The sequence below is a fragment of the Halobacillus sp. ABA4_118 genome (assembly GCF_056160205.1).
Genome location: NZ_JBSWWS010000001.1, coordinates 482,041 through 506,653, shown reverse-complemented (window position 1 = coordinate 506,653; position 24,613 = coordinate 482,041). Strand labels below are relative to the sequence as shown.

Sequence of the window (24,613 nt, the reverse complement as noted above, 5' to 3'; positions counted from 1 at the left end):
TGTCTGCGTTTCTGTTCCTTCAAGGTGTGGAAACGTACATAAGGGCAGATGTTTAACGACCAAAACCAAGGAGGTTGTCATTCTATGAATAAACAAACGATTCGCGATGTTGAAGTGAATGGAAAAACGGTCTTCTGCCGCGTAGACTTCAACGTACCAATGAGCGATGGAGAGGTAACAGATGACACAAGAATTAAAGCTGCTCTTCCGACAATCCAGCACCTGACTGGAAACGGAGCGAAAGTCATTCTTGCCAGTCACCTGGGACGACCTAAAGGAGAAGCGGTACAGGAGCTTCGTCTTGATCCTGTAGCTGACCGTCTAAGTGATCTTCTTGGACAGACGGTTATTAAAACAGATGAAGTATTCGGTAATGAAGTCAATCAGGCCATTTCAGAATTGAACAATGGTGATGTGCTTCTTATTGAAAACGTACGCTTCCATCCTGGTGAAGAAAAGAACGATGCTGAACTTGCGAAGGCTTTCGCAGACATGGCTGATCTTTTCGTTAACGATGCCTTCGGTGCTGCCCACCGTGCCCATGCGTCAACAGCGGGTGTAGCTGAACATATCCCGGCCGTTGCCGGTTTCCTTATGGAAAAGGAAATCAATGTACTCGGCAAAGCTTTATCCAACCCTGAGCGCCCTTTCACAGCCATTGTTGGTGGAGCGAAAGTGAAAGACAAAATCGGCGTGATTGATAACCTGATTGATAAAGTGGACAATCTGATCATCGGCGGTGGACTGGCTTATACATTCGTAAAAGCCCTCGGCCACGAAATCGGTAAATCCCTTCTTGAAGAAGACAAAATGGATCTTGCCAGAGAGTACATGAAGAAGGCAGAAGAAAAAGGCGTGAACTTCTACATGCCGGAAGACGTTATCGTTGCTGATGACTTCTCTGATTCTGCCAATAAAAAAGAAGTAGCGATTGACAGCATCCCTGCAGACTGGGAAGCGCTTGATATCGGTCCGAAAACGAGAGAAAAATACGCCAACGTCATCAAGGAATCCAATCTGATCATCTGGAACGGACCTATGGGCGTATTTGAAATTGAATCCTTTGCCAATGGTACGAAAGCCGTTGCTGAAGCTCTGTCCCAGACAGAAGGCTACAGCGTGATCGGCGGTGGAGATTCAGCAGCAGCTGTTGAGAAATTCGGCTATGCATCTGATATGAACCACGTATCCACCGGCGGCGGTGCTTCCCTTGAATTTATGGAAGGTAAAGAACTTCCAGGGGTTGCTCTACTAAACGATAAGTAAAAAGGAGAGGTGAAGCAGTCATGCGTAAACAAGTAATCGCAGGTAACTGGAAAATGAACAAAACGCACCGTGAAGCGGAAGATTTCATTCAGACAGCTAAAAACGAAGTGCCATCTGCCGAACAGGTGGAATCCATCGTTGTAGCTCCATTCCCTTTTCTACAAAAGCTTGTAGAGGAAACAGAAGGAACGAGTCTGAAAATCGGTGCACAGAACATGCACTTTGAAGAGAACGGCGCTTTCACAGGTGAAGTCAGCCCTGTTATGTTGAAAGAGCTGGGAGTGTCCCACGTTGTTCTCGGCCACTCTGAACGCCGTGAAATCTTCAAGGAAACAGATGAAGATGTCAACAAAAAAGTCCACGCCGCTTTCAAGCACGGCCTGACTCCAATCATCTGTGTCGGTGAATCCCTTGAACAGCGTGAAGCCAATGAGACGATGGATGTTGTAGAAGGTCAAGTGAAAAAAGCACTTGAAGGACTTACAAACGAGCAGTGTGCAGAAACGATCATTGCCTATGAGCCGATCTGGGCGATTGGTACAGGCCGCACAGCAACTTCTGAGCAGGCCAATGAAGTGTGCACACACATCCGTAAAGTTGTCAGCGAGTACGTGAATGCCGATGCTGCTGATGCGGTCCGCATCCAGTACGGCGGAAGTGTAAAACCTGCAAACGTGGATGAGCTGCTTTCCCAGTCTGACATTGACGGAGCTCTTGTCGGAGGCGCAAGCCTTGAAGCAGATTCTTTCCTAAAACTTGTGGAGGCAGGTAAGCATGAGTAATCAGAACTTAGCTGCGTTAATCATTCTTGACGGCTATGCTATCCGTGATGAAGAATTCGGAAATGCCGTGAAGCAGGCCAACACGCCAAATTTTGACCGTTACTGGAACCAGTTCCCTCATTCTCAGCTCACGGCGAGTGGAGAGGCTGTTGGACTTCCTGCAGGCCAGATGGGGAACTCTGAAGTAGGTCACTTGAACATTGGTGCCGGCCGTGTGGTTTATCAAAGCTTAACCCGTATTAATCTTGCGATCCGTGAAGGCGACTTCTTTGATAATGAAGTTCTCAAAGATGCTGTTAAAAAAGCAAAGGAAAAAGGTAAGGCCCTTCACATCTTCGGCTTGTTGTCTGATGGTGGAATTCACAGCCATATCGAGCATATGAAAGGCACGCTGAAACTGGCCGAACAGGAAGGATTGGAACAAGTATTCCTCCACGCTTTCCTTGATGGACGTGACGTTGGTCAGCAATCTGCCAAAACCTATGTGAAGCAGGCACAGGAAGCTATGGAGGAAATCGGCATCGGCCGTATGGCTACGATTTCCGGCCGCTATTACGCTATGGACCGCGACAATCGCTGGGAACGCGTACAGAAGGCCTATGATGCGATCGCTTACGGAGAAGGTCTAACGTATCAGGACCCGATTCAGGCGATTGATGATTCCTACAAACAGGAAGTCTATGATGAATTCGTAGAACCTGTCGTTCTTACGGATGATGACGGTCAGCCGATCGGTAAAGTGGAGGACGAGGATAGTATCATCTTCTTCAACTTCCGTCCTGACCGTGCCATCCAGCTGTCCCGCACATTTGCCAATGATGATTTTGATGGGTATGACCGTGGGGAGAACGCTCCGAAAAACCTTCACTTTGTGAGCATGACACAGTACAGCGATCAAGTGAAAAGCCATATCGCGTTCCCACCGAACGATCTGAAAAATACGATCGGGGAAGTGCTGGCCGATAACGATATGAAACAGCTTCGTATCGCAGAAACGGAAAAATACCCGCACGTAACCTTCTTTATGAGCGGCGGCCGCGAAGCTGAATTCGACGGGGAAGAGCGCATCCTTATCGATTCACCTAAAGTGGCAACGTACGATTTACAACCGGAAATGAGTGCTTATGAAGTGACAGATGCTCTCCTTGCAGAGCTTGATGCGGATAAGCACAATGCGATTCTCCTGAACTTCGCCAATCCGGATATGGTCGGTCACTCAGGCATGCTTGAGCCGACAATCAAAGCGATTGAAGCTGTCGACGAATGTCTTGGTAAAATCGTTGATAAAATTCATGAAAAAGGCGGACACGCCATTATTACAGCGGACCACGGGAACTCTGACGAAGTGACGACTTTGGATGGAGATGCCATGACCGCACACACGACAAACCCTGTGCCTGTCATTGTGACAAAAGAGGGCGTCGATCTCCGCGAAGGCGGAATTCTTGGTGATCTTTCACCAACCCTGCTGGAACTGCTGAATGTAGAGCAGCCGCAGGAAATGACTGGACAATCATTAATTAAAAAATAAGGGAGAGATATTAATGCCATATATTACTGACGTATATGCACGTGAAGTCCTTGACTCTCGTGGTAACCCAACAGTTGAAGTTGAAGTTTATACTGAATCCGGAGCTTTCGGTACAGCTCTAGTCCCAAGTGGAGCATCTACAGGTGAGTATGAAGCTGTAGAACTTCGTGATGGTGACAAAAACCGTTACCTTGGAAAAGGTGTTCAAAACGCCGTTGACAACGTAAACGAAAAAATTGCTCCAAAACTTCTTGGTATGGATGCAACCCAGCAGGTGATCATCGACCAAATGATGAGAGAGCTTGATGGTACAGAAAACAAAGGAAACCTTGGTGCCAACGCAATCCTTGGTGTTTCCATGGCCGTTGCCCACGCAGCAGCTGAAGTGGTTGGACAGCCTCTTTACAAATATCTTGGAGGATTCACAGCGAATACTCTTCCAACACCAATGATGAACATCCTTAACGGTGGAGAGCACGCGGACAACAACGTGGACATCCAGGAGTTCATGGTTATGCCTGTAGGAGCTCCTACTTTCAAGGAAGCTCTACGCATGGGTGCGGAAATTTTCCACTCCCTTAAGAAAGTACTAAGCAGCAAAGGCTACAACACTGGTGTCGGTGATGAAGGTGGATTTGCTCCTGACTTAGGTTCTAACGAAGAAGCTCTTTCTACAATCATCGAAGCGATTGAAGCAGCTGGCTACAAGCCGGATGCTGAAGTGAAGCTTGCGATGGACGTTGCCTCTTCTGAAATTTACGAAGATGGTAAGTACAACCTGAAAGGTGAAGGCGTTGTACGTACTTCTGAAGAAATGGTGGACTGGTACGAAGAGCTTGTGAACAAGTATCCAATCGTTTCTATCGAAGATGGTCTTGACGAGAACGACTGGGAAGGTACGAAACTTCTTACAGACCGTATCGGCGACCGCGTACAGCTTGTAGGGGACGACTTGTTCGTAACCAACACAGAAAAGCTTTCCCGTGCGATTGAAGAGGGTGTAGGAAACTCCATCCTTATCAAAGTGAACCAGATCGGTACACTTACTGAAACATTCGAAGCCATTGAAATGGCGAAGCGCGCCGGCTACACAGCCGTCATCTCCCACCGTTCTGGTGAAACAGAAGATGCTACGATCGCTGACATCGCTGTTGCGACAAACGCCGGTCAAATTAAAACAGGTGCTCCGTCCCGTACGGACCGCGTAGCGAAATACAACCAGCTTCTTCGTATCGAAGATCAGCTGCTTGGTACAGCCGTTTACGCTGGTGAGAAAGCTTTCTACAACCTGAATAAGTAATTCTGCTCAAAAGCCTCTCTGATGGATTCAGAGAGGCTTTTTTATGTGATAAACTAGATACATACGTTAATGGAGTAGGAGAACGATCACGAATGAAGAAGTTCATTGTAATGGGAATGATCATCACTCTGTTGTACAGCGCGTACACGGCTTATTCGGTATGGACCTTCGGGGAAGGCAGCCAGCCGCCTGAGGCGGATGCCGCCATCGTGCTGGGAGCTGCTCAGTGGAATGGTAAACCGAGCCCGGTATTTGAAGGGCGCTTGAAGCAGGGAATTGAGCTGTATGAGAAAGGGCATGTGGACTACCTGATCTTTACAGGCGGAAAAAGTGAACAGGCTGCTTCCTCTGAAGCGGAAGTAGGACGGGAGTATGCTTTGGAAAAAGGAGTCCCTGAAGAAGATATCCTTTATGAAGACAGCTCTTTGATGACAGAAGACAATATCATCAATGCAAAGGAAGTAACAGAGGAAAAAAACTTAGAAACGTTTTTAATTGTCAGCGATCAGTTTCATTTAAAGCGGGCAGTCGCTATGGCAGAGAGTTATGGGATGTCTGCCAAAGGTGTACCGACCCAGTATTCAGCTTATCAATCGCTGGATACAAAGCTGCCTTTCTTTCTCCGGGAGTGGGGTTTCTGGATGGGTCACCAGCTGACCAATCTGCTGATTGTTTGAGGTGAGGAAGATGGAATTAGTGGAAGCGGTGAAAAAACGCCGTTCGATTCACGAATATAAACCGGAACTTGTGGATGAAGAGGTGTTGAAAAATATTTTCCGTACAGCGGCATGGGCGCCGACCCATCGGATGAAAGAGCCGTGGAATGTTCATCTTTACCAGGAACAGGGAAAAGAACGTTACGCAGAGGCTGTGCTCGACAGCTATGAACGTCAAGGGTTCTTTGAAGGCTATGATGAAGAGAAATCCCGGCAGTTGAAAAAGGGGATTGGTGATTTTCTTCTGCAGATTCCACACCACGCTCTCATTTACATGCCGAAGGACGAAGATGAGCGCAAGTTCGAAGAAGACTATGCAGCCGTATGTGCGTATATTCAAAATGTCCAGCTGATTGCCTGGGAAGCTGGTGTAGGCGTACTCTGGACGACCAGTCCTTACCTTCACGATCCAGAGTTTGCAAAGGGGGTAGGTGTGGATCCATCTTTCTATAAACTGGTCTCTGTGCTTCAGATCGGCTATCCAAAGCGGATCCCTAAAGCGAAACAGCGCACAGATATTGGAGATAAAATGAAGGTTATTCGAACATAAAAAAGCTGACACCCTAGCGGGTGTCAGCTTTTTTTGCTGGTTGTACAGCTTCTTTATCCTCAGGCAGAGGGTCGATGGTATGGTTATATTCATAACCTTTATGAACAGCCATTCCGAACAATGCGGCAATGCCTAAGACAATACCAATACAGACAATCATAATGACTGCGAAAGTCAAAAGCTTCACCACTTTCTTCTTTGTCATGGCAGGGTCATTCACAACTGGTCGGTTTTATTGTCCCCCATCCTTTGAGGAAAATTACTTCATCTGTGTTTTTTCTTTAATGAAGGCAACGACTTCTTCGGCGGTACCCATAGAAAGAATTTCGTCTTTATTAGCAGCGAGTTCTTTCTTGGACAGATCCTTGATCTGTGTACGGGCAGGAAGGATGGACGTGGCACTCATGCTGAACTCATCCAGGCCTAGCCCAAGCAGGATCGGGATGGCAATCTCATCGCCGGCCATCTCTCCGCACATACCGGCCCATTTGCCTTCTGCGTGCGCAGCTTCGATGACGTTGTTGATCAGATTCAGAATCGCCGGGTTGTATGGCTGATACAAGTAGGACACGCGTTCGTTCATACGGTCGGCAGCCATTGTATATTGAATCAGGTCATTGGTTCCAATACTGAAGAAATCCACTTCTTTAGCGAACTGACGGGCAATGACAGCTGTCGCTGGAATTTCCACCATCATACCGATTTCAATGCCATCAGCAATGTCATACCCTTCGCTTGTCAGATTGGCACGCTCTTCTTCAAGGATCGATTTAGCTTGACGGAACTCATCAAGAGTAGCGATCATTGGGAACATGATCTTCAAGTTTCCGTGGACACTCGCACGCAGCAATGCACGCAGTTGAACACGGAAGATATCATCACGCTCCAGGCACAGACGGATTGCGCGGTACCCAAGGAACGGGTTCATTTCTTCAGGAAGATCAAGGTAGGAAAGCTCCTTATCTCCACCGATATCAAGCGTACGGACGACAACAGGCTGGTCACCCATTTGTTTCAGTACTGAGGAGTAGGCTTCAAACTGCTCTTCTTCCGTAGGGAGCTGGCTCTTGCCCATGTATAGGAATTCTGTACGGTAAAGGCCGACACCTTCCCCGCCGTTGTTCAGGACACCTTCAACGTCTTCCGGCGTACCAATGTTGGCTACAAGCTCCACGTGCTCTCCTTCAGAGGTGAGGGTAGGCTCGTCTTTCAGCTTCGCCCACTCCTGTTTCTGCTTCTCGAAGTCTTCCTGCTTCTGTTGGTAAGTAGAAATCTGTTCTTCAGATGGATCAACGATGACGTCGCCGTTGATGCCGTCTACAATAATCATGATATCCTTCCCAGCTTTGGCCGTGATCTCTTTTGTACCGACAACGGCCGGGATTTCAAGAGAGCGGGCCATAATGGCTGAGTGGGATGTACGTCCACCAATATCTGTTGTGAACCCTTTAACGAACTGTTTGTTCAACTGAGCGGTATCGGAAGGTGTCAGATCATCCGCTACAATGACAACTTCTTCATTGATAAGTGCAGGATCCGGGAACGTAACGCCAAGCAGGTGAGCCATTACACGTTTCGTTACATCATTGATGTCAGCAGCGCGTTCGCGCATATACTCATTGTCCATGTTCTTGAACATGTCGATGAACATATTCGCTGTTTCGGAAAGAGCGGCTTCTGCGTTAACGTTATCATTTTTAATTTTGTCTTCAATCGGCTGGATCAATTCTGGATCACTAAGAACGAGCAGGTGGGCTGAGAAAATTTCTGCATGCTCATCACCAAGTGATTTTTTTGTATGGGCCTTGATTTTTTCAAGTTCTGTTTTTGAGATCTCAAGCGCATCTTGAAGACGGGAGATCTCTTGTTCCGGATCTTCTACTTTCTTTTTATCGAAAGAAAGGTCCGGAGCTTCCAGACGGTAGACTTTTGCGATGGCAATACCGCTGGAAGCTGCAATACCTTGAAGCTGTGTCATGCTGTTATTCCCCCAAGCTTTCATTCTTCATTGTTGTTTCCAAGTGATCGATCGCTTCCTGTTCGTCACTGCCTTCTGCCGTGATTTTCACTTCGGCATTAGCTGGAATCCCAAGACTCATGATGCCCATGATGGACTTCAGATTAACGGATTTTTCTTTGTAGTGAAGATTAATATCAGACTCGTACTTCCCGGCGTTCTGGACTAGAACGGTCGCAGGACGAGCGTGTACACCATCAGCAGATGTAATTGTAAAAGTTTTTTCTACCATAATAGATATCCTCCTTATAAAAATTGGTTGTTATTGAATTACCCTAACTTTCTTATTTTAAGCCTTTTGGAGGTCTTTTTTCAAGAATCCTACGACAATTGCAGAAAGAATTGACCCGGCAATAATAGCCAGCAGATAAAGAAGGATTTGTCCGATTCCACCTTCAACAAGTGGAGCTACGATAATACCGCCGTGCGGGGCGCGGAGACCGATACCGAACAACATTGTCAGCATACCGGTGAGCGCACTTCCGGCTACCATGGATGGAATGACACGAGCCGGATCGGCAGCTGCGAACGGAATCGCTCCTTCTGTAATGAAGAAAGCACCGAGTGGATAAGCGGCCTTACCTGTTTCGCGTTCTTCTTTCGTGAATTTATTTTTGAAGAATGTTGTGGCAAGTCCCATAGCAAGTGGTGGAACCATGCCACCAGCCATTGCAGCAGCAATAAACGTATAGTTCCCGGCATCAAGCGCTGCAATGCCGAATGTGTAGGCCGCTTTGTTGACAGGGCCGCCCATATCGACCGCCATCATGCCGCCGACAATCAATCCGAGCAGAGCGAGGTTGGAACCGCTCATGGAATCCAGAAGATCAAACAACCACGTGTAAACGCTTGTTAAAGCCGGGTTGATCAAAAGCATAATCATACCTGTACCGAAGATGGCGAACACAGGATAAAGCAGGACTGTTTTCAAGCCGTCCATAACAGCAGGCAGGCCTTCAAGCATTTTCTTCACGCCAAGTGTTAAATAACCAGCAAGGAAACCAGCAATAAGTCCACCTAAGAAACCGGAGCCATTTCCTGCACCTTCGACGGTCTGTGTAATGGCAATCAAACCACCGACCATACCAGGAGCAAAACCAGGTCTGTCCGCAATACTGGATGCGATAAAGCCGGCCAGTACAGGGACGAGCAGGAAGAAGGCATTGCCGCCGCCGATAATGCTGAGCATTTCAGCGAATCGGTTGTATTCAGCACTGTTCGGGTCGGCTGAGTTGATTCCCCAGAAGAAGGAGATCGCAATCAGGATTCCCCCTCCGACAACGAATGGGAGCATGTTGGAAACACCATTCATTAGATGCTTGTAAAAGCCAGTCCGCTGGCCTTTTTCACTGGAGGCTTCCTTGGAGCTGCCTCCACTTCCCTGAAACACAGGAGCATCCTGATTCAAGGCTTTATTGATCAGTTCCTTCGGCTCGTGAATCGCTTTGGCTACAGGCACTTCAATGACATGCTTCCCATGGAAATCTTCCATATCCACCTTTGTATCAGCAGCTACAATAATAGCTGCAGCGTCAGCGATGTCTTCTTTCGTCAAACGGTTTTTTACACCGCTGGATCCGTTCGTCTGTACTTTAATCGGTACGCCCATTTCCTTCGCTGTAGCTTTCAGCTTATCAGCAGCCATGTACGTGTGGGCAATTCCAGTCGGACACGCGGTGACGGCCAGGATTTTTCCGGAAGGCTGATCGTTGGTCTCCTCTTCAGGCTCCTCGTCCTCGGCTTCTTTCGCATTAATCGCTGCAATGATTTCCTCTTTCGTCTGAGCGGCTTCCAACTGCTCACGGAATGTATTATCCATCAGGAAAGAGGATAGACGGGAGAGTGTTTCCAAGTGCGTGTTGTTTGCCCCCTCGGATGCAGCAATCATAAAGAATAAATGTGTCGGCTGGCCATCAAGGGACTCATAATCAAGGCCTTCCTGTGAGCGTCCGAATGCAATGGCGGGATTCTGGACAGCACTTGTTTTCGCATGGGGGATGGCGATTCCATCTCCGATTCCCGTTGTGCTTTGGCCTTCTCTATCTTCGATCGCTTTCTTAAAGCCATTCCGGTCGTTTAGACGGCCGGCTTCATCCAGCTTATCGACTAATTCATCGATCGCTTCCGGCTTTGAAGAAGCGGACATGTTCAGTACAATCGTCTCTTCTGTTAACAAGTCAGTAATTCTCATTTCGAATCACTCCTTTATTGAATTGGTGATACGTTGATTTGCTCAAGCAGGTGAAGAACATCCTCCTGCTCACAAAGGTCATCCTGAAACGCTGTAGCACTCCCAGATGCGACTCCGAATCGGAAGGCCTCTGCCAAGGACTTTCCTTCTGAATAGGCAGCGAGGAATCCCGCAACGACGGAATCACCGGCTCCTACCGAGTTTTTGACCGTCCCTTCAGGCACATTGGCATACCATTGTTCTTCGCGGCTCACATATACGGCTCCCTGGCCGCCCATGGAAACGATCACGTTTTCGACTCCTTGATCTACGAGTTTCTTCCCATAAAATGCAGCATCTTCAGGCGTGTGGATTTCTACATTATATAGATCTCCCAGTTCATGATGGTTCGGCTTCATGAGGAACAAGGGCTGGCCGAGAATCTGTGTCAGCGCTTTTCCTGATGTATCAAGAACCACTTTTGTATGATTTCTTCTGCAGATATTCGTGATCTGCTCATAATAATCACCCGGAAGAGAAGAAGGAACACTGCCAGCGAGGACTAAGATGTCTTCATTGGTCAATTGCTGAACCTGATCCAGCAGTGCCTGCTGCATGTCTTCGGACAAGGCAGGCCCCGGGCCGTTGATTTCTGTTTCGTCTCCAGATTTCAGTTTTACGTTTACCCTTGTTTTTTGACCGGTGTTCATAAACTGGTGCTGGACCCCTTCTTCGTCAAGGAAATCACGGATGAAGTCACCGCTGAAACCACCGATGAAACCGAGAGCCCTGGATTGGACACCCATCCGGTTGACGACCCTGGAGACATTAATGCCTTTTCCTCCAGGGTAGAAAAATGTCTGCCCGGCTCGGTTTAATCCACCAGCTTCAAATGAATCCACATGCATGATGTAATCAATGGATGGATTCAGCGTGCAGGTATAAATCATGTTGTCACAACCTTTATATTCGTTTTTTCGGCATAGTCCGTGTATGTCATGCCATTATCATTTGTAATAATATCTGCCTCATGTATGGCTGCGAACTGGGTGAAGGACGTTTCCCCGAACTTGGTATGATCGGCTAATATAAATCGTTCGCTCGAGAGCTGCAGTGTCCGCTGCTTAATCGCTGCTTCCTCTGGGTCCGGGGTTGTGAAACCATCCTCCAGCGTAATGCCGTTCACGCCCATGAAGCAGTTGTCAAAGCGGTACTGTTTGAGGTTCTGTAAAGCTCCTGCTCCTACAACAGCCCCCGTACGGGATTTCACCAGTCCACCGAGTACATACGTTCGAATGCCATGGTCTGTAAGAGCCAGCAGGTGATCCAGACCATTGGTTACCACGATAATATCCTTCTGTTTTAGAAAAGGAATCATTTCGTAAGTTGTCGAACCAGCATCAACAAAAACCGAATCACCATCTTTGACAAAAGAAGCGGCATAGGAAGCGATGGCCCGCTTTTCCTCTTGGAATTTCGTCTGCTTGTCCTTCATGGCCGGTTCATCGGCAGCAGACTGCTTGATCGATGCCCCGCCGTGGACGCGCCGCAGGTGACCTTGTCTTTCCAATTCATCAAGGTCGCGGCGGATGGTTGACTCTGACGCCTGAGTAACTTCGACGAGCTGTTTAATGGATGCGGTCTGATTGTTTTTGACTGTTTCTAATATCCGCTCGTGTCTTTCAGGTGTAAGCATTGGAGTCATCTCCTTGATCTTTATACTTGTATTATAAAGAAAGCCCTTTCAAAAAACAAGCATATTCTTTCAAAAACAATCAAAAAATATCAACACCAATCATGAGCCTTCTAGTAAAGGAAACGGGATGTTCTTGCCGGCTTCCGGCTTTTATGCTACATTTAAAATAGTTATTTGTACGTCTTTAGGAGGTGTTCGAACATCATGGAAACACTTGTTATCACTTTGCTGACCATAGATACAATCGCACTTATCGTTTTAGTACTTTTACAATCCGGAAAGAGTGCAGGGTTGTCCGGAGCTATTTCCGGTGGAGCTGAGCAGTTGTTCGGAAAGCAGAAAGCCCGCGGAATCGACGCTGTTCTGCATAGATCGACCGTTGTAACCGGAGTCCTGTTCTTCGTTTTGGCTTTCCTTACAGGCTATATCGTTTAATGGATGACAGCTGAACGTTAAAAACCACGCGTTTATACAATGCGTGGTTTTTCTTTTTTTAAGGGAAAATATACGGATGCAGCTGTTTTTTTTCTGCAATGATGCCCTGGAAGGTTTACGTGGGTTTTTCTGCTCATCGTTGCTTGAATCCTGTTATGAAATGCAGAGGTTTGTTGAGGGAACCAGATGGGAAGTCTGAATATAGGTTTAACCCTTCCGGCAGACGGATACGCAGAATGTGCCAGGGCGGTGTAATTTTGGTAAAATAGAATACATTGCTGAAAAGAATGAAATTTATCAATATAGGACATAGATGAAGTAAGGAGAGAATGAACATGAAGATCAAACAACCTCAGCCATTTACGTTTGAGGGAGGAGACCGTGCGGTATTATTATTACATGGATTCACCGGCCACTCTGCCGATGTGCGCATGCTGGGCCGGTTTTTACAGAAGTACGGGTACACCACCCATGCCCCTATTTATGCCGGTCATGGCAGAGAGTTTGAAGCTCTGCTTGATGCAAGACCTGAAGACTGGTGGAGCGATGTACAGGAAGCATTGAATCACTTGAGGGAACTCGGATATAAGGAAATCGCTGTGGCAGGATTGTCCCTTGGTGGTGTTCTGGGACTGAAAACCGCTTATTCCGCTCCAGTCAAAGGTCTGATCACGATGTGTTCCCCTGTTTTCTTCGATAACGAGAAACAGCTGACGAAAACGTTCGAATTCAAAGCACGTCAGTATAAGCAGCTGGAAGGAAAAGATGAAGAGACCATTGAAAAGGAAATCCAGGACCTGCTTGATGAATCGAAGGAAATGTTCACAGAACTTGGCGGACTAATCAATGAAGTACATGATAACATTGATCAAATTTATACGCCGACCTTCGTAGTACAGGGAACACAGGATGATATGATCAATACAAGCAGTGCCGATTATATATACGAAGAGGTAGAAACAGACGATAAACAAATCAAATGGTACGAAAATTCCGGACATGTCATTACGATGGACAAGGAAAAAGAAGAACTGCATGAAGATATCCTGCAGTTCCTGAATTCCCTTGACTGGTCCTGACGCGTCTGGTCCTTCACTCAAAAGGAGGTAAGGCAATTGACGACTGAATTAAAACAGCAGATTTTAAACTTATTTAAAGAAACCGCTTCGAAGCCTCTATCTGTGCAGGAATTGCAGGATACGATGGAACTTGGAAGCTCTGAGGAATTTAAAGTATTGATGAAATCCTTAAATGAATTGGAAGAAGAAGGAGAGCTTGTCCAAACGAGGAAGAACCGTTTTGGACTTCCGGAAAAAATGAACCTGATCCGCGGCCGCATTCAAATGCATGCGAAGGGGTTCGCTTTTCTGATTCCTGATGATGAAGACAGCGACGACGTTTATATTCACCATTCCGACCTTCATTCAGCGATGAACAATGATAAAGTCTTCGTCCGTATTGAAAAACGGAAGGAAGACGGATCGCGCCCTGAAGGTGCCGTCATCCGTATATTGGAAAGGGCGACGACAAGAGTCGTGGGTACGTATGAGTCCAGCCGCAACTTTGGCTTTGTCATCGCGGATGATAAGCGGATTCCCAATGATATCTTCATTCCTAAATCCCAGAACAACGGAGCTGTAGACGGTCACAAGGTTATTGTGAATATTACCAAGTTTCCTGAAGACCGGATGAGCGCCGAAGGAGAGGTTGTAGAAATCCTCGGTCACAAAAATGATCCGGGAATCGACATTCTTTCAATCATTCATAAACACGGGATAAAAATTGATTTTCCAAACGAAGTCCTGGAACAGGCAGCAGAAACGCCTGACCAGATCAGCGAGGATGAAATCAAGAACCGCAGAGATCTGCGGGACGAGACGATTGTAACGATTGACGGGGCCGATGCGAAAGATCTGGATGATGCTGTTGCGGTGAAACAGCTGGACAACGGGAATTATCACCTTGGCGTCCACATTGCTGATGTCACCTATTACGTCGGTGAAGGCTCTGCGATCGATCAGGAAGCCAGACAGCGGGCTACAAGTGTGTACCTTGTTGACCGGGTTATTCCGATGATCCCTCACAGGCTTTCCAACGGCATCTGCTCACTCAACCCTCAGGTGGACCGTCTCACTCTTTCCTGTGAAATGGAAATCAGTCCAAAAGGGGAAGTTGTTTCCCATGAGATTTTCCAAAGCGTAATCAAAACAAACGAGCGTATGACTTATAAAGATGTCAACGAAATCTTAACGAACGAAGATCCTGCCTTGATGGAAAAGTATAAAGATCTTGTTCCGATGTTCCAGAACATGGAAAACCTTGCTTCGATTCTCCGTGGTAAACGGATGGACCGCGGCGCGATTGATTTTGACTTCAAAGAAGCGGGTGTTGTCGTAGATGAGGAAGGAAAAGCCGTTGATGTGCGCCTGCGTGAGCGTTCAGTAGCAGAACGTCTCATTGAGGAATTCATGCTTGCAGCGAACGAAACGGTTGCTGAACACTTCCACTGGATGGAAGTCCCATTCATCCACCGTATCCACCAGGAGCCGGCTGAGGATAAGCTGCAGACGTTCTTCGACTTTGTAGCCAATATGGGCTACGTCGTAAAAGGAACGGCGGACAGTGTCCACCCTCAAGCGCTGCAGAAGGTGCTGGAAGAAGTGAAGGGGACGCAGGAGGATATGATCATATCCAAACTAATGCTCCGCTCCATGCAGCAGGCGAAATATGATCCGCAGGGACTTGGACACTTTGGACTTGCTACGGATTATTATACGCACTTCACGTCCCCGATCCGCCGTTATCCTGACTTGATCGTTCACCGGTTAATCCGGACGTATCTGGTAGAGAATAAGGTGGATTACAAAACGCGGAAGCATTGGAAAGACCAGATGCCGGAAATCGCCCGCCACTCCTCGGAAATGGAGCGTGCAGCAGTTGATGCCGAGCGTGAAACCGATGACCTGAAGAAAGCCGAATACATGCAGGATAAAGTCGGTGAGGAGTATGAAGGTGTCATCAGTTCTGTCACCAGCTTCGGCATGTTCGTCGAGCTGCCGAACACGGTGGAGGGTCTTGTTCATGTCAGTACTCTGACTGATGACTATTACCACTTCCATGAGAAGCAGTATGCGATGATCGGGGAACGGACTGGAAATGTGTTCCGGATCGGTGATGAGGTCACCATACGTGTAACCAACGTCAATATTGAGGAAAGAGTCGTTGACTTTGAAATTGACGGGATGAAGCCGCGTAAAGAGCGGAAGCGTCCGGAACGCCCGAAGAAAATTGAATCCAAAGGCCCCGACCGGAAGAAAGAAAAAGAGAAAAAGAAAAACAAACAGAAAGGGAACAAACCTTTCTATAGAAACAAAGGCGTTCCTAAAAAAGGAAGTAAGAAAAAGAAATAGAGTACAAAAGACGCGCCGGAAGGCGCGTCTTTTCAGTATGTAAAATAGTCTGTGTCATCCAGTTGGAATCGGCCGGATGTTGTGGGGAGGGGGGCTCGTTCCGCTTATCGGTGGATGCTTGTCCCGCGCACAGCTGAAGTTCCCACAGGTGTCACAACCGAACATTTTTTGATTCACAAGACCGGGATGGGCTGCGCTGTTGCCGCTTGCGTGGGAAAAGGTGAAGGAGAGTCTTTTTTGATGTTAAAGAATTCCCAAAGGGGCTTTCGATCCTGGCGGTAAGAAAGAAAAAAAGCTTGTAAAGAAACAGAGGCTTCTCTACAAGCTGAAAAGACGAGTCTTTAGTTTAGGCACTTAACGTGTGCTGAACATTGGCAACATCTTTTTCGTTTAAGTGGCGGGCAGACTCTTCAAGGTCCAGATCCACATAGGTGGACCATTGAGAGAGTTCCTCCCGCGGAACAATATGGTTGTTCAAAATGTGGCCTTCCTTTTCAGAACGGATGTGGTAGGAAATGAACAATTTCCCTTCCATCAATTCTCGATCGTGGGAAACAGAAACAATCATCCAGTTATCTTTTACAGATGATTCCCAATCAGATGCCAGCGCATCTTCAGCCGTAAGCTGATACACAGATGGTTCGTTATGATCAAAAAAGACAATGACGCCTTCTTTATCTTTTGTAATATATCCAGGGTTCTTCCAGGAATGACGTTTCAAAGCATGACCTTCATCTAACATTTGTGCGGCTTTCATAAAGTCCATTGCAATAAGTCCTTTCTCGTGGAAATTTTCACCTTATGGATTTTATAGACTGCAAACGCTTCCTGTCAACCGTTAGAATGAAGTTTTCACCCATTGTCCATATAAGATCCAAGGATCCTGTACATCATAGGGAGTCAGGTCAGGGATACTTTTAAATCCCAAGGGTGAAAAGTCGATCCAGCATCCCGTATTACCGGGGTTCTGTTCCCAGTGTTTAAGGACCGTTTCGAAAAAGCCGGGCTGTTCATAATGATCATCCCAGAAATATTTAACGTGGGAGTAATCGTATTTCTTTGTGTCATTTTTGATGATGATGAACCGCTGGTGGTCGGGACTGATATAGAAAGAAGAGTCACCGAGGTATTGATCAGTGAAAAAGGCTTCATCATAAGGGAAGGGATAATAACATTCATATGGGAAAGTGCCGAGAGCGTTGCTTTTTAACGTCTGAAGGAGCTTCCGCTTATCTTCCAGATTATGGACCGTCCTCCACGCTCTCCCTTTGGTGTGTCCAGTGAGAAAATCCGGCCGCTTTAAAGTAAGGTAATGACTTACAGGACCTTGGTCAAGCCCGAGCTTTCCAAGGACCCTCCTTGCTGGAAGGTTTCCGATGTGTGTGTTCGCACCAAGCCACCGGATGCCGGGGGAGGTGGTTAATTCGTTAATGATGGCGGAGAGAAGGTGGGTGGCGTGTCCTTTAGCCAAGTACCGCTGGTCACTGCGGAGCCTCCCCAGCATAGCAAACTGCTTCTTTCCAAATAAGCTGTAGCCGGCTACAGAGAGCATCCGTCTATCTTGGAATAAGCCGAACAGTCTATGCTCTTCAGAGGTAACAAGGCGCTCAAAAATCCGGACGACGTAATCGTCCTCAATGCCTGTTTCCATCGCCTGAAGGCTGTATATATCATCCACGGTCAGCGTTTTGACCTGGAGCACCTGATTCATCGATTCTGCCCCTTTCTTCTTCTTTTTCCACCTTTATATTCTCATAATTCGAATAAGGAAGTCTATGGAGAGGCATCCGCTTTCATCAATAGGTTATCCGTTGGAATCCACGAAGTCGGCGTGGTACAATAAAGGGACGTAACAGAGGAGGAAGTCACTATGCCTAGAGGAAATGGAAAGACATTGGCTCAGAATAAAAAAGCCCGCCATGACTACACGATCGAAGAAACATTTGAAGCAGGTGTGGTTCTGCAGGGCACAGAAATCAAATCGATCCGTAACGGACGGTTGAACTTAAAGGACAGCTTCGCCCGTATTCATAAAGGAGAAGTATATCTGCATAACATGCACATTTCACCATATGAACAGGGCAATATTTTCAACCATGATCCTACACGGGCGCGTAAGCTTCTGCTGCACCGTAAGGAAATCAACCAGTTGATTGGACAGACCCAGCAGAAAGGGTATTCCCTTGTCCCTTTGAAGGTCTATATTAAAAACGGCGTCGCTAAAGTTTTAATCGGCCTTGGTAAAGGGAAGAAGAAATATGATAAGCGTGAAGATTTGAAGCAGAAACAGCAGAAGCGGGAGATTGACCGCGCAATCAAGGAAAGCTTGAAGTAAGCACGCCCCTTGAAAAAATATTTTAATATGCTATAATAGTTATTGTCGTTAATTCGATAAGCAAGACGACAGCTTGGCTGTTCTCTTTAATCCTAACGGGGACGTTACGGATTCGACGGGGATAGGTCGAGCCCGGGTCGCGAGTCGAGTGACGTCTCGTAAACCGTCATTTGCCTAAATATAACTGGCGAATCTAACGAAAACCTAGCTGTAGCTGCGTAAGTAGTCTATAGCTGATCCTTCCCGGCATCGCCCATGTGCTGGATGAAGGGTCTCAAACTGAAGTGGGCTACGCGTTTTTCCACCGCCTGAGGAAAAACGAAGAGACTAAACAGGCTAGCTGCTTGGAAGCCTGTTGATAGGCCGAAGAGACAGTGAACTATAAATATATCAACTACGCTCGTAGAAGCCCGGGTGCCGATATCTCCGGACGTGGGTTCGACTCCCACCGTCTCCACCAATACATATATTGGTGGTTTTTTTTATGGGTAAAAAAGAAAGCGCATCCAGTGTGATTCCTGATTTTTCTAAAAGTTTTTATGTGTCCTCTGCTATAACGGTTTAATAACGTTTTGATCCCTGTGTCTCTTAACGGGAATCCTTTCAGTACCGGGGAACCTTGAGAGCGCGGAGGCTCCATTTAGAATTCGGGGTGGTGCTTATGCCTGTGCTGAAGTTGCGGATGTATAATTATACGCATTTTATAAATGACAGGGTGACCGATCAGTCAAAACGGTATTCTTTTACTGGTGGGGCACTATCTGTTGACTACCTGGTCACTTGTGTGTATGATAGAGTCATAATCATATAACGTCCTTCTAAGGGGAGTAGCTTTTACGGTAACGTCGTCATTACAGAGACTTGTCTCTCGGCTTTATCGGCAGCAGACGCTGTTAGCAAGACCTTACCACTATGGTACAGGTCCCTTATTGTCTGAAACGATCTGTACCTTGTACAGGTCGTTTTTTATTTCTTTAAAAGGAGAGGAACAGAGTGAACTTACAATCCATGAAAGTTTCCATGCCAACGTATATGTCTAAGGAATTCGAGAAAATGGAGAAAATAACAGAACCAAAAACGAAAAAAATGCGGAGGTATTCGCTTGTTTCTCTATTTATGCTGCCGATGGCTGTGTTTAATATCATCAGCCTCGTCTTCTTCACTGAGACGATGGCGGTCGTCCCGGTTCTTCTGTTTAGTGCCGCGGGGGCTGTGGCTTTAGCCCTTCAAAAAGAGGTGAAGGTTCTCTTGAAAGAAGTGCAGGAAATGATGGTCAGTTATATGAAAGAGCGGATGGATAAGGCAGCAGGAATGAATCCGATCCGGCTCAACCGATTCAAAACACAACTGGAAGAAAATCCGAACCAATCCGTTAAAGTATTCGCAGAATTTCTCGAAGCAGAAAGAGAGTGGTCAGGGAATGAATAAAGAAGAGGTCGTAGAAATGACAAAGCTGCACATAGGAGAGTGGAAGGACCTTTTAATCTTGTATAAATTTGGTCTGGATGAAATCAACACAAAGTTGAAAATTCTTAACGAAGAATTTAAATACTTGTATAACCATAACCCTATTGAGCATTTAAAATCGAGAGTGAAGGACCCTGCCGGCATTGCAGAAAAGTTGAAAAGAAAAGGCTGTGATCCTACTAAGGAAAATGCCCGGGAATATGTTCAGGATATCGCAGGGATAAGGATCATCTGCTCTTTTGTTTCTGATATCTATAAGATTTATGACATGCTTGATCAGCAGGATGATATCCATGTGATCGAGGTGAAAGACTACATCGAAAACCCAAAACCGAACGGCTATAAAAGCCTCCATCTTATTTTGGAAGTCCCTGTGTTTTTATCCAATCGAACGGAGATGGTCAAAGTTGAAGTTCAGATCAGAACGGTAGCGATGGATTTCTGGGCAGGTATTGAGCATAAGCTGTACTACAAATATGAAAAAAGCGTCCCCGATCATCTCGCTGGAGAGCTGTTGAAGGCTGCGGAAACTGTCCATGCGCTGGATGACAAGATGAGCGGTTTGAAGAAAGAAGTCGATATGTTGGAAGCGTCACACGTTTAACCAATGAAAAAGGTGAGGTGGGCAAAGATGGAAAAGCACACGGTCGATAAGAAGCGGGACACGTTTATCAGCCGTCTTAGAAGTCAGGGTGTGAACATACAAGTGACGTCAAAAAAGAAAAAAGAGGTAAAGCCGCTGCTGGACCTGGATGTACCGAAATGGAAAAATGCCTTTCATTGATAAGAAAAAGCCGCCTTCAACGGCGGCTTCCTTTTCTACATATAATGGGCGCGGATTTGTGTGGACAGGTCTATATATTCATCATATCTTTCCAGGTTAAAGACCATTCCTTTTATAACGGCTGGTCTCGGTGCTTCGGATTTCAACTCCTGAAGAAGAATGTCTGCTGTATCTTTCAAATCCACATCATCCCTCTGGGCATAAATTTCTTGAAGCTGGAAGACAATGTCTTCCAGCTGGTTGAACTGGTAATTTTCAGGGATAACCCGTTTAATGACTTCGTCTGTTATGACGGGGGAGTCATGGCCGTTTTCAAACCCTTCCATAATAGCATCCATTTTGTTGGCTATTGACTCCGCGACCTTCAAAAGACTGAACTCCATTTTATCCATAATCATAAGGTCCATGTACGTTTTGAATAAGCTCTGGACGGTCAGGCTCGCTTCCCAGGCGTAGGGTTCTGCCTTGGTCCCGTAAATGGCAAGGATGTGGTTACGGTAGAACAACACGGAATGATACCGCATCCGTCTGATTAAATTCTCGATCATATCATTGAACGGGATCACCTGCTCGCGTACCTGCATGATGATGAATTCGCGGTGGTCCGCCACTTCCTCCATGGACACCTTCAATTGATGGATGAATTTCTCCTTTGGCGGCATAGGGGTGGAAGATACTTCGTTGATTCTCTTCTGCATCCGCCTCCAGTAATGTTCGAACAATTCGTAAAGAAGGTCATCCTTTGTATCAAAGTGAAGATAAAAAGCTCCCTTGGAAATATTGGCTGCTTTGGCGATTTCCTGAACGGATGTAGAGCTGAATCCTTTTCTAGCGAATAATTTTATAGAAGTCTCGATGATATTGAGTTTTTTCTGATCCATATAGATAGCACCTTTCAAATAGTGTAACACTTGACTGGTGACTGACCGGTCATGTATATTGTAGAACGTGATGACCGATTAGTCAATTAGAGGGGGAGAATATAAAGTGAAGAAGATCATTGATTTTTCAATGAACAATAAGTTTGCTGTCTGGTTAATGACTATTATTATAACAGCAGCAGGGCTCTATTCGGGCTTGAATATGAAATTGGAAACCATACCTGATATTGAACCGCCGATTATAACCGTAACAACGGTCTACCCGGGTGCTACTCCAGCCGAAGTAGCCGGAGAAGTTTCGGAACCGTTGGAACAGCAGGTTCAAAATTTAAGTGGAGTAAAAACGGTAAGTTCGAGTTCTTTCCAAAACGCTTCAAATATCCAGTTGGAGTATGGATACAGCAAGGATTTAGATGAAGCTGAGGATGAACTGCAGGAAGCTGTGGATTCGGCTGCGCTTCCGGATGATGTGCAGGAACCGGACGTGTCCCGCATCAACTTCAATGCTTTTCCAGTCTTAAGTATGAGTGTGATCAGCGAAGGACAGAGCCTTGAAGAACTGACCGCTGAGGTTGAAGATTCGATTAAACCACAGCTGGAAGGTCTGGAAGGTGTTGCAGATGTACAGATATCCGGACAGCAGGTCCAGGAAGTGCAGATGTCCTTTGATGAGGAAGCTCTTGCTGAAAGAGGCATGGATCAGGAAACTGTGCAGAATATCATCCAAGGGTCGAACGTGACGTTCCCGCTGGGGCTTTATAACTTTGATGATACACAGAAGTCTGTCATGATTGATGGCAATGTGTCTTCCCTTGAAGATTTGAAACAGCTTGAAATTCCTGCGATCCCATCCCAGAGTGATTCGTCCTCTGCTCAAAGTCAGCAGGCGGCAGGAGCAGCGCAGGGGCAGCAGGGCGATGCCGCTGCAGCTCAGCAAGGGGCAGCCGATGCTCAGGCACAGCAGGCCGAGGGGGTTCCAACTGTTCAGCTTCAGGACATTGCGGATCTTGAGATTGTTGGACAGACGGAATCGATTTCAAGAACCAATGGGGAGGAATCCATCTCCATTCAAATTGTAAAATCACAGGAAGCAAACACCGTGGACGTGGTGAATCTTGTGAAGGAAACGACCGAAGATCTTGAAAGTGATTTAGATGGTCTTGAGTTTATCTATTCCTTTGACCAGGGAGAACCGATTGAAGAATCTGTAAGTACGATGCTGAACAAAGCGTTGTTCGGCGGATTGTTCGCTATTCTTGTCATTCTGTTGTTCCTCCGTAACTTTAGAACAACGCTGATTTCTGTTGTGTCCATTCCATTATCACTGCTGATCGCGATTCTTATATTGAATCAGATGGACATTACCTTGAACATTATGACGCTCGGAGCCATGACTGTGGCTATCGGCCGGGTTGTGGATGATTCCATTGTTGTCGTGGAGAACATCTACAGGCGGATGGCGCTTAAAGACGAAGAACTTGAAGGGAAGGCTTTAGTTCGAGCGGCTACGAAAGAAATGTTTATGCCGATTCTTTCTTCAACCATTGTAACGATAGCGGTATTCCTTCCGCTTGGATTAGTTGAAGGTGTCGTCGGTCAGGTATTCCTGCCGTTCGCGTTAACGGTCGTCTTTGCACTCCTTGCTTCCTTAGTGGTTGCTGTTACGATCGTACCGATGATGTCTCATTCCCTTCTTACGAAAGAAAGAGCTCAAAAGGGACACCAGGAAGGCCCGGGTAAAATTGCGAAATGGTACCGCTCAGTATTAAACCGTGTGTTAAACCATAAGATTATTACTTCTCTAGTAGCTGTAGCTATTCTCGTTGGAAGTATCGCTCTTATCCCTCTTGTAGGGGTCAGCTTCCTTCCTTCAGAAGAGCAGAAGATGGTCATGCCGACGTACAGCCCGGCACCGGGTCAGACGATTGAAGATGTTGAAGAGATTGCTTCCGAAGCCCATGAATACTTTGACGGGCGGGACAATGTGCAGACGATTCAATATTCTGTCGGTGGAGAAAATCCGATGAGCCCGGGAGCATCCAATCAGGCAGCCTTTTTCGTTGAATATGACAGCGAAACAGAAAACTTTGAATCAGAAAAAGAGCAGGTGCTCGAAGACTTGAAAGCGATGACGGATGAAGGGGAATGGGCAAGTCAGGACTTCTCCTCCACAGGGTCCAGCAATGAAATTGAAGTTCAAGTCTTTGGTGACAATACGGATGAAATCAAGCCATATGTAGAAGAAGTACAAACACTGCTCGAAGATCAGGATGAATTGAAAGACGCTTCCTCCTCTCTTTCCGAATCGTATGAGGAATATACACTGGTTGCCGACCAGGAAAAAATGAGCCAGCTCGGTTTGACAGCGGGTCAATTGGGAATGGAGCTCAGTTCCAATGGTGAACGTACAGAAATCACCACCATTCAGGAAGATGGAGAAGAACTTCAGGTGTACCTGGAAGTAGAGCAGGACAATTACAGTAATATTGATGATTTAACCGATAACGAAATCCAGTCACCACTAGGTACATCTGTACCGATCAGTGAAGTCGTAGAAGTTGAAGAAGGCACGACTGAAGATACGATCAGCCGCCGGAACGGCCAGGTGTATGCAAGTGTCAGTGCCAAGACGACAACGGATGATATCGGATCTGTATCTGCAAGTGTTCAGGAAGAGCTGGATCAGATTGATCACCCGGCTTCCATTGACCTATCCATCGGTGGTGTGACGGAGGATATTAACGAGTCCTTCAGTCAGCTTGGATTAGCCATGCTGGCAGCCATCGCCATTGTGTATGTTGTGCTGGTCATCTTCTTTGAAGGTGCACTCGCGCCATTTGCGATCCTGTTTTCTCTTCCGTTTACGATTATCGGAGCAGTAGTCGGCTTACTGATTGGCGGAGAAACGTTAAGTATCTCGGCTATGATCGGGGCTCTTATGCTCATTGGTATCGTCGTAACGAACGGTATTGTATTGATTGACCGAGTCATTCAAAGAGAAAAAGATGGCTTCTCTACGCGTGAAGCGCTGCTTGATGCAGGAATGACACGTATCCGCCCAATATTGATGACAGCTCTGGCAACAATCGGAGCACTGCTTCCATTAGCCCTCGGCTTTGAAGGCGGCTCGATCATCAGTAAAGGACTGGGAATTACTGTCATCGGTGGTCTTGCAAGTTCCACATTGTTAACACTGCTGATTGTACCGGTTGTGTATGAGATGCTCAGTAAAATTGGTAAAAAGAAAAAAGCATAAAGGATTGTAATGAGGAA

Annotated in this window: 23 protein-coding genes and 1 other RNA gene; 15 read left to right on the top strand and 9 right to left on the bottom strand. The window is 46.6% G+C overall.

Annotated features, from left to right (window positions below):
- Window positions 1–84: 84 nt before the first annotated feature.
- The 6 genes from ACXAGL_RS02675 to ACXAGL_RS02650 all read left to right on the top strand — a co-directional run bounded on the left by ACXAGL_RS02675 (window position 85) and on the right by ACXAGL_RS02650 (window position 6,145).
- A complete protein-coding gene (locus tag ACXAGL_RS02675; RefSeq protein ID WP_474969368.1) occupies window positions 85–1,266 on the top strand; it encodes a phosphoglycerate kinase in 1,182 nt (393 codons plus the stop codon).
- A gap of 20 nt (window positions 1,267–1,286) precedes the next feature.
- Window positions 1,287–2,048 carry a triose-phosphate isomerase gene (gene tpiA, locus ACXAGL_RS02670; protein WP_474969367.1) on the top strand — a complete coding sequence of 254 codons (762 nt, stop codon included), beginning with the start codon at window positions 1,287–1,289 and terminating at the stop codon, window positions 2,046–2,048.
- The gene (gene gpmI, locus ACXAGL_RS02665; RefSeq protein WP_474969366.1) at window positions 2,041–3,579 is read left to right on the top strand and encodes a 2,3-bisphosphoglycerate-independent phosphoglycerate mutase; all 1,539 of its coding nucleotides are present in this window, start codon (window positions 2,041–2,043) and stop codon (window positions 3,577–3,579) included. The genes tpiA and gpmI overlap by 8 nt, the downstream gene beginning before the upstream one ends.
- 13 nt (window positions 3,580–3,592) lie before the next feature.
- Window positions 3,593–4,879: a phosphopyruvate hydratase gene (eno, locus tag ACXAGL_RS02660; protein WP_474969365.1), complete on the top strand. Its 1,287-nt coding sequence runs from the start codon at window positions 3,593–3,595 to the stop codon at window positions 4,877–4,879.
- A gap of 92 nt (window positions 4,880–4,971) precedes the next feature.
- Window positions 4,972–5,556, top strand: a complete 585-nt coding sequence (locus ACXAGL_RS02655; protein ID WP_206933510.1) for a YdcF family protein — start codon at window positions 4,972–4,974, stop codon at window positions 5,554–5,556.
- Window positions 5,557–5,566: 10 nt separating this feature from the next.
- Complete coding sequence (locus ACXAGL_RS02650) at window positions 5,567–6,145, top strand: nitroreductase family protein (RefSeq protein ID WP_474989672.1); 579 nt, start codon at window positions 5,567–5,569, stop codon at window positions 6,143–6,145.
- 13 nt (window positions 6,146–6,158) lie between these two features.
- Here ACXAGL_RS02650 and ytzI read toward each other — a convergent pair whose 3' ends face one another.
- The 6 genes from ytzI to ACXAGL_RS02620 are packed head-to-tail and all read right to left on the bottom strand — an operon-like array spanning window position 6,159 to window position 12,028.
- Window positions 6,159–6,350 (bottom strand): YtzI protein, encoded by a 192-nt coding sequence (gene ytzI / locus ACXAGL_RS02645; protein WP_474989670.1) that lies wholly within the window; start codon window positions 6,348–6,350, stop codon window positions 6,159–6,161.
- A 54-nt stretch (window positions 6,351–6,404) separates the two neighbouring features.
- Window positions 6,405–8,123 (bottom strand): phosphoenolpyruvate--protein phosphotransferase, encoded by a 1,719-nt coding sequence (gene ptsP / locus ACXAGL_RS02640; RefSeq protein WP_474989668.1) that lies wholly within the window; start codon window positions 8,121–8,123, stop codon window positions 6,405–6,407.
- Window positions 8,124–8,127: 4 nt separating this feature from the next.
- On the bottom strand, window positions 8,128–8,394 hold the full coding sequence (locus ACXAGL_RS02635; protein WP_027956353.1) for a phosphocarrier protein HPr: 267 nt from the start codon (window positions 8,392–8,394) through the stop codon (window positions 8,128–8,130).
- A 57-nt stretch (window positions 8,395–8,451) separates the two neighbouring features.
- Window positions 8,452–10,353, bottom strand: coding sequence for a PTS fructose transporter subunit IIABC (locus ACXAGL_RS02630; protein WP_474989666.1), 1,902 nt, complete (start codon window positions 10,351–10,353; stop codon window positions 8,452–8,454).
- A 14-nt stretch (window positions 10,354–10,367) separates the two neighbouring features.
- Window positions 10,368–11,282, bottom strand: a complete 915-nt coding sequence (pfkB, locus tag ACXAGL_RS02625; protein ID WP_474971078.1) for a 1-phosphofructokinase — start codon at window positions 11,280–11,282, stop codon at window positions 10,368–10,370.
- Window positions 11,279–12,028 carry a DeoR/GlpR family DNA-binding transcription regulator gene (locus ACXAGL_RS02620; protein ID WP_474969359.1) on the bottom strand — a complete coding sequence of 250 codons (750 nt, stop codon included), beginning with the start codon at window positions 12,026–12,028 and terminating at the stop codon, window positions 11,279–11,281. Before ACXAGL_RS02620 ends, pfkB begins: the two co-directional genes overlap by 4 nt.
- A gap of 204 nt (window positions 12,029–12,232) precedes the next feature.
- Between ACXAGL_RS02620 and secG the strand changes: the two genes are divergently transcribed.
- From secG to rnr, 3 genes are all read left to right on the top strand, one after another.
- Entirely contained in the window at window positions 12,233–12,463 is a 231-nt protein-coding gene (secG, locus tag ACXAGL_RS02615) for a preprotein translocase subunit SecG (RefSeq protein WP_027956357.1), read from the top strand.
- Window positions 12,464–12,798: 335 nt separating this feature from the next.
- Complete coding sequence (locus tag ACXAGL_RS02610; RefSeq protein ID WP_474989664.1) at window positions 12,799–13,542, top strand: alpha/beta hydrolase; 744 nt, start codon at window positions 12,799–12,801, stop codon at window positions 13,540–13,542.
- Window positions 13,543–13,578: 36 nt separating this feature from the next.
- Window positions 13,579–15,873, top strand: a complete 2,295-nt coding sequence (gene rnr / locus ACXAGL_RS02605; RefSeq protein ID WP_474989662.1) for a ribonuclease R — start codon at window positions 13,579–13,581, stop codon at window positions 15,871–15,873.
- A 346-nt stretch (window positions 15,874–16,219) separates the two neighbouring features.
- Here the strand turns inward: rnr and ACXAGL_RS02600 are convergent, their stop codons facing one another.
- Together ACXAGL_RS02600 and ACXAGL_RS02595 are read right to left on the bottom strand one after the other, a co-directional pair.
- The gene (locus ACXAGL_RS02600) at window positions 16,220–16,639 is read right to left on the bottom strand and encodes a Thoeris anti-defense Tad2 family protein (RefSeq protein WP_474969356.1); all 420 of its coding nucleotides are present in this window, start codon (window positions 16,637–16,639) and stop codon (window positions 16,220–16,222) included.
- A gap of 72 nt (window positions 16,640–16,711) precedes the next feature.
- The gene (locus ACXAGL_RS02595; RefSeq protein WP_474969355.1) at window positions 16,712–17,584 is read right to left on the bottom strand and encodes a GNAT family N-acetyltransferase; all 873 of its coding nucleotides are present in this window, start codon (window positions 17,582–17,584) and stop codon (window positions 16,712–16,714) included.
- Window positions 17,585–17,743: 159 nt separating this feature from the next.
- Between ACXAGL_RS02595 and smpB the strand changes: the two genes are divergently transcribed.
- The 5 genes from smpB to ACXAGL_RS02570 all read left to right on the top strand — a co-directional run bounded on the left by smpB (window position 17,744) and on the right by ACXAGL_RS02570 (window position 20,459).
- Window positions 17,744–18,208 carry an SsrA-binding protein SmpB gene (gene smpB, locus ACXAGL_RS02590; protein ID WP_027956362.1) on the top strand — a complete coding sequence of 155 codons (465 nt, stop codon included), beginning with the start codon at window positions 17,744–17,746 and terminating at the stop codon, window positions 18,206–18,208.
- A gap of 97 nt (window positions 18,209–18,305) precedes the next feature.
- Window positions 18,306–18,668, top strand: a transfer-messenger RNA (tmRNA) gene (gene ssrA / locus ACXAGL_RS02585).
- Window positions 18,669–19,201: 533 nt separating this feature from the next.
- On the top strand, window positions 19,202–19,636 hold the full coding sequence (locus ACXAGL_RS02580; RefSeq protein WP_474969354.1) for a DUF5392 family protein: 435 nt from the start codon (window positions 19,202–19,204) through the stop codon (window positions 19,634–19,636).
- Window positions 19,629–20,279 (top strand): GTP pyrophosphokinase, encoded by a 651-nt coding sequence (locus ACXAGL_RS02575; RefSeq protein WP_474969353.1) that lies wholly within the window; start codon window positions 19,629–19,631, stop codon window positions 20,277–20,279. The genes ACXAGL_RS02580 and ACXAGL_RS02575 overlap by 8 nt, the downstream gene beginning before the upstream one ends.
- Window positions 20,280–20,306: 27 nt before the next feature.
- On the top strand, window positions 20,307–20,459 hold the full coding sequence (locus ACXAGL_RS02570) for a hypothetical protein (RefSeq protein ID WP_474969352.1): 153 nt from the start codon (window positions 20,307–20,309) through the stop codon (window positions 20,457–20,459).
- 35 nt (window positions 20,460–20,494) lie between these two features.
- On the opposite strand, the gene ACXAGL_RS02565 is transcribed toward ACXAGL_RS02570, so the two are convergent.
- On the bottom strand, window positions 20,495–21,340 hold the full coding sequence (locus ACXAGL_RS02565; protein WP_474969350.1) for a TetR/AcrR family transcriptional regulator: 846 nt from the start codon (window positions 21,338–21,340) through the stop codon (window positions 20,495–20,497).
- A gap of 106 nt (window positions 21,341–21,446) precedes the next feature.
- Between ACXAGL_RS02565 and ACXAGL_RS02560 the strand changes: the two genes are divergently transcribed.
- Window positions 21,447–24,596, top strand: a complete 3,150-nt coding sequence (locus ACXAGL_RS02560; protein WP_474989660.1) for an efflux RND transporter permease subunit — start codon at window positions 21,447–21,449, stop codon at window positions 24,594–24,596.
- The last annotated feature ends 17 nt before the right edge of the window (window positions 24,597–24,613 follow it).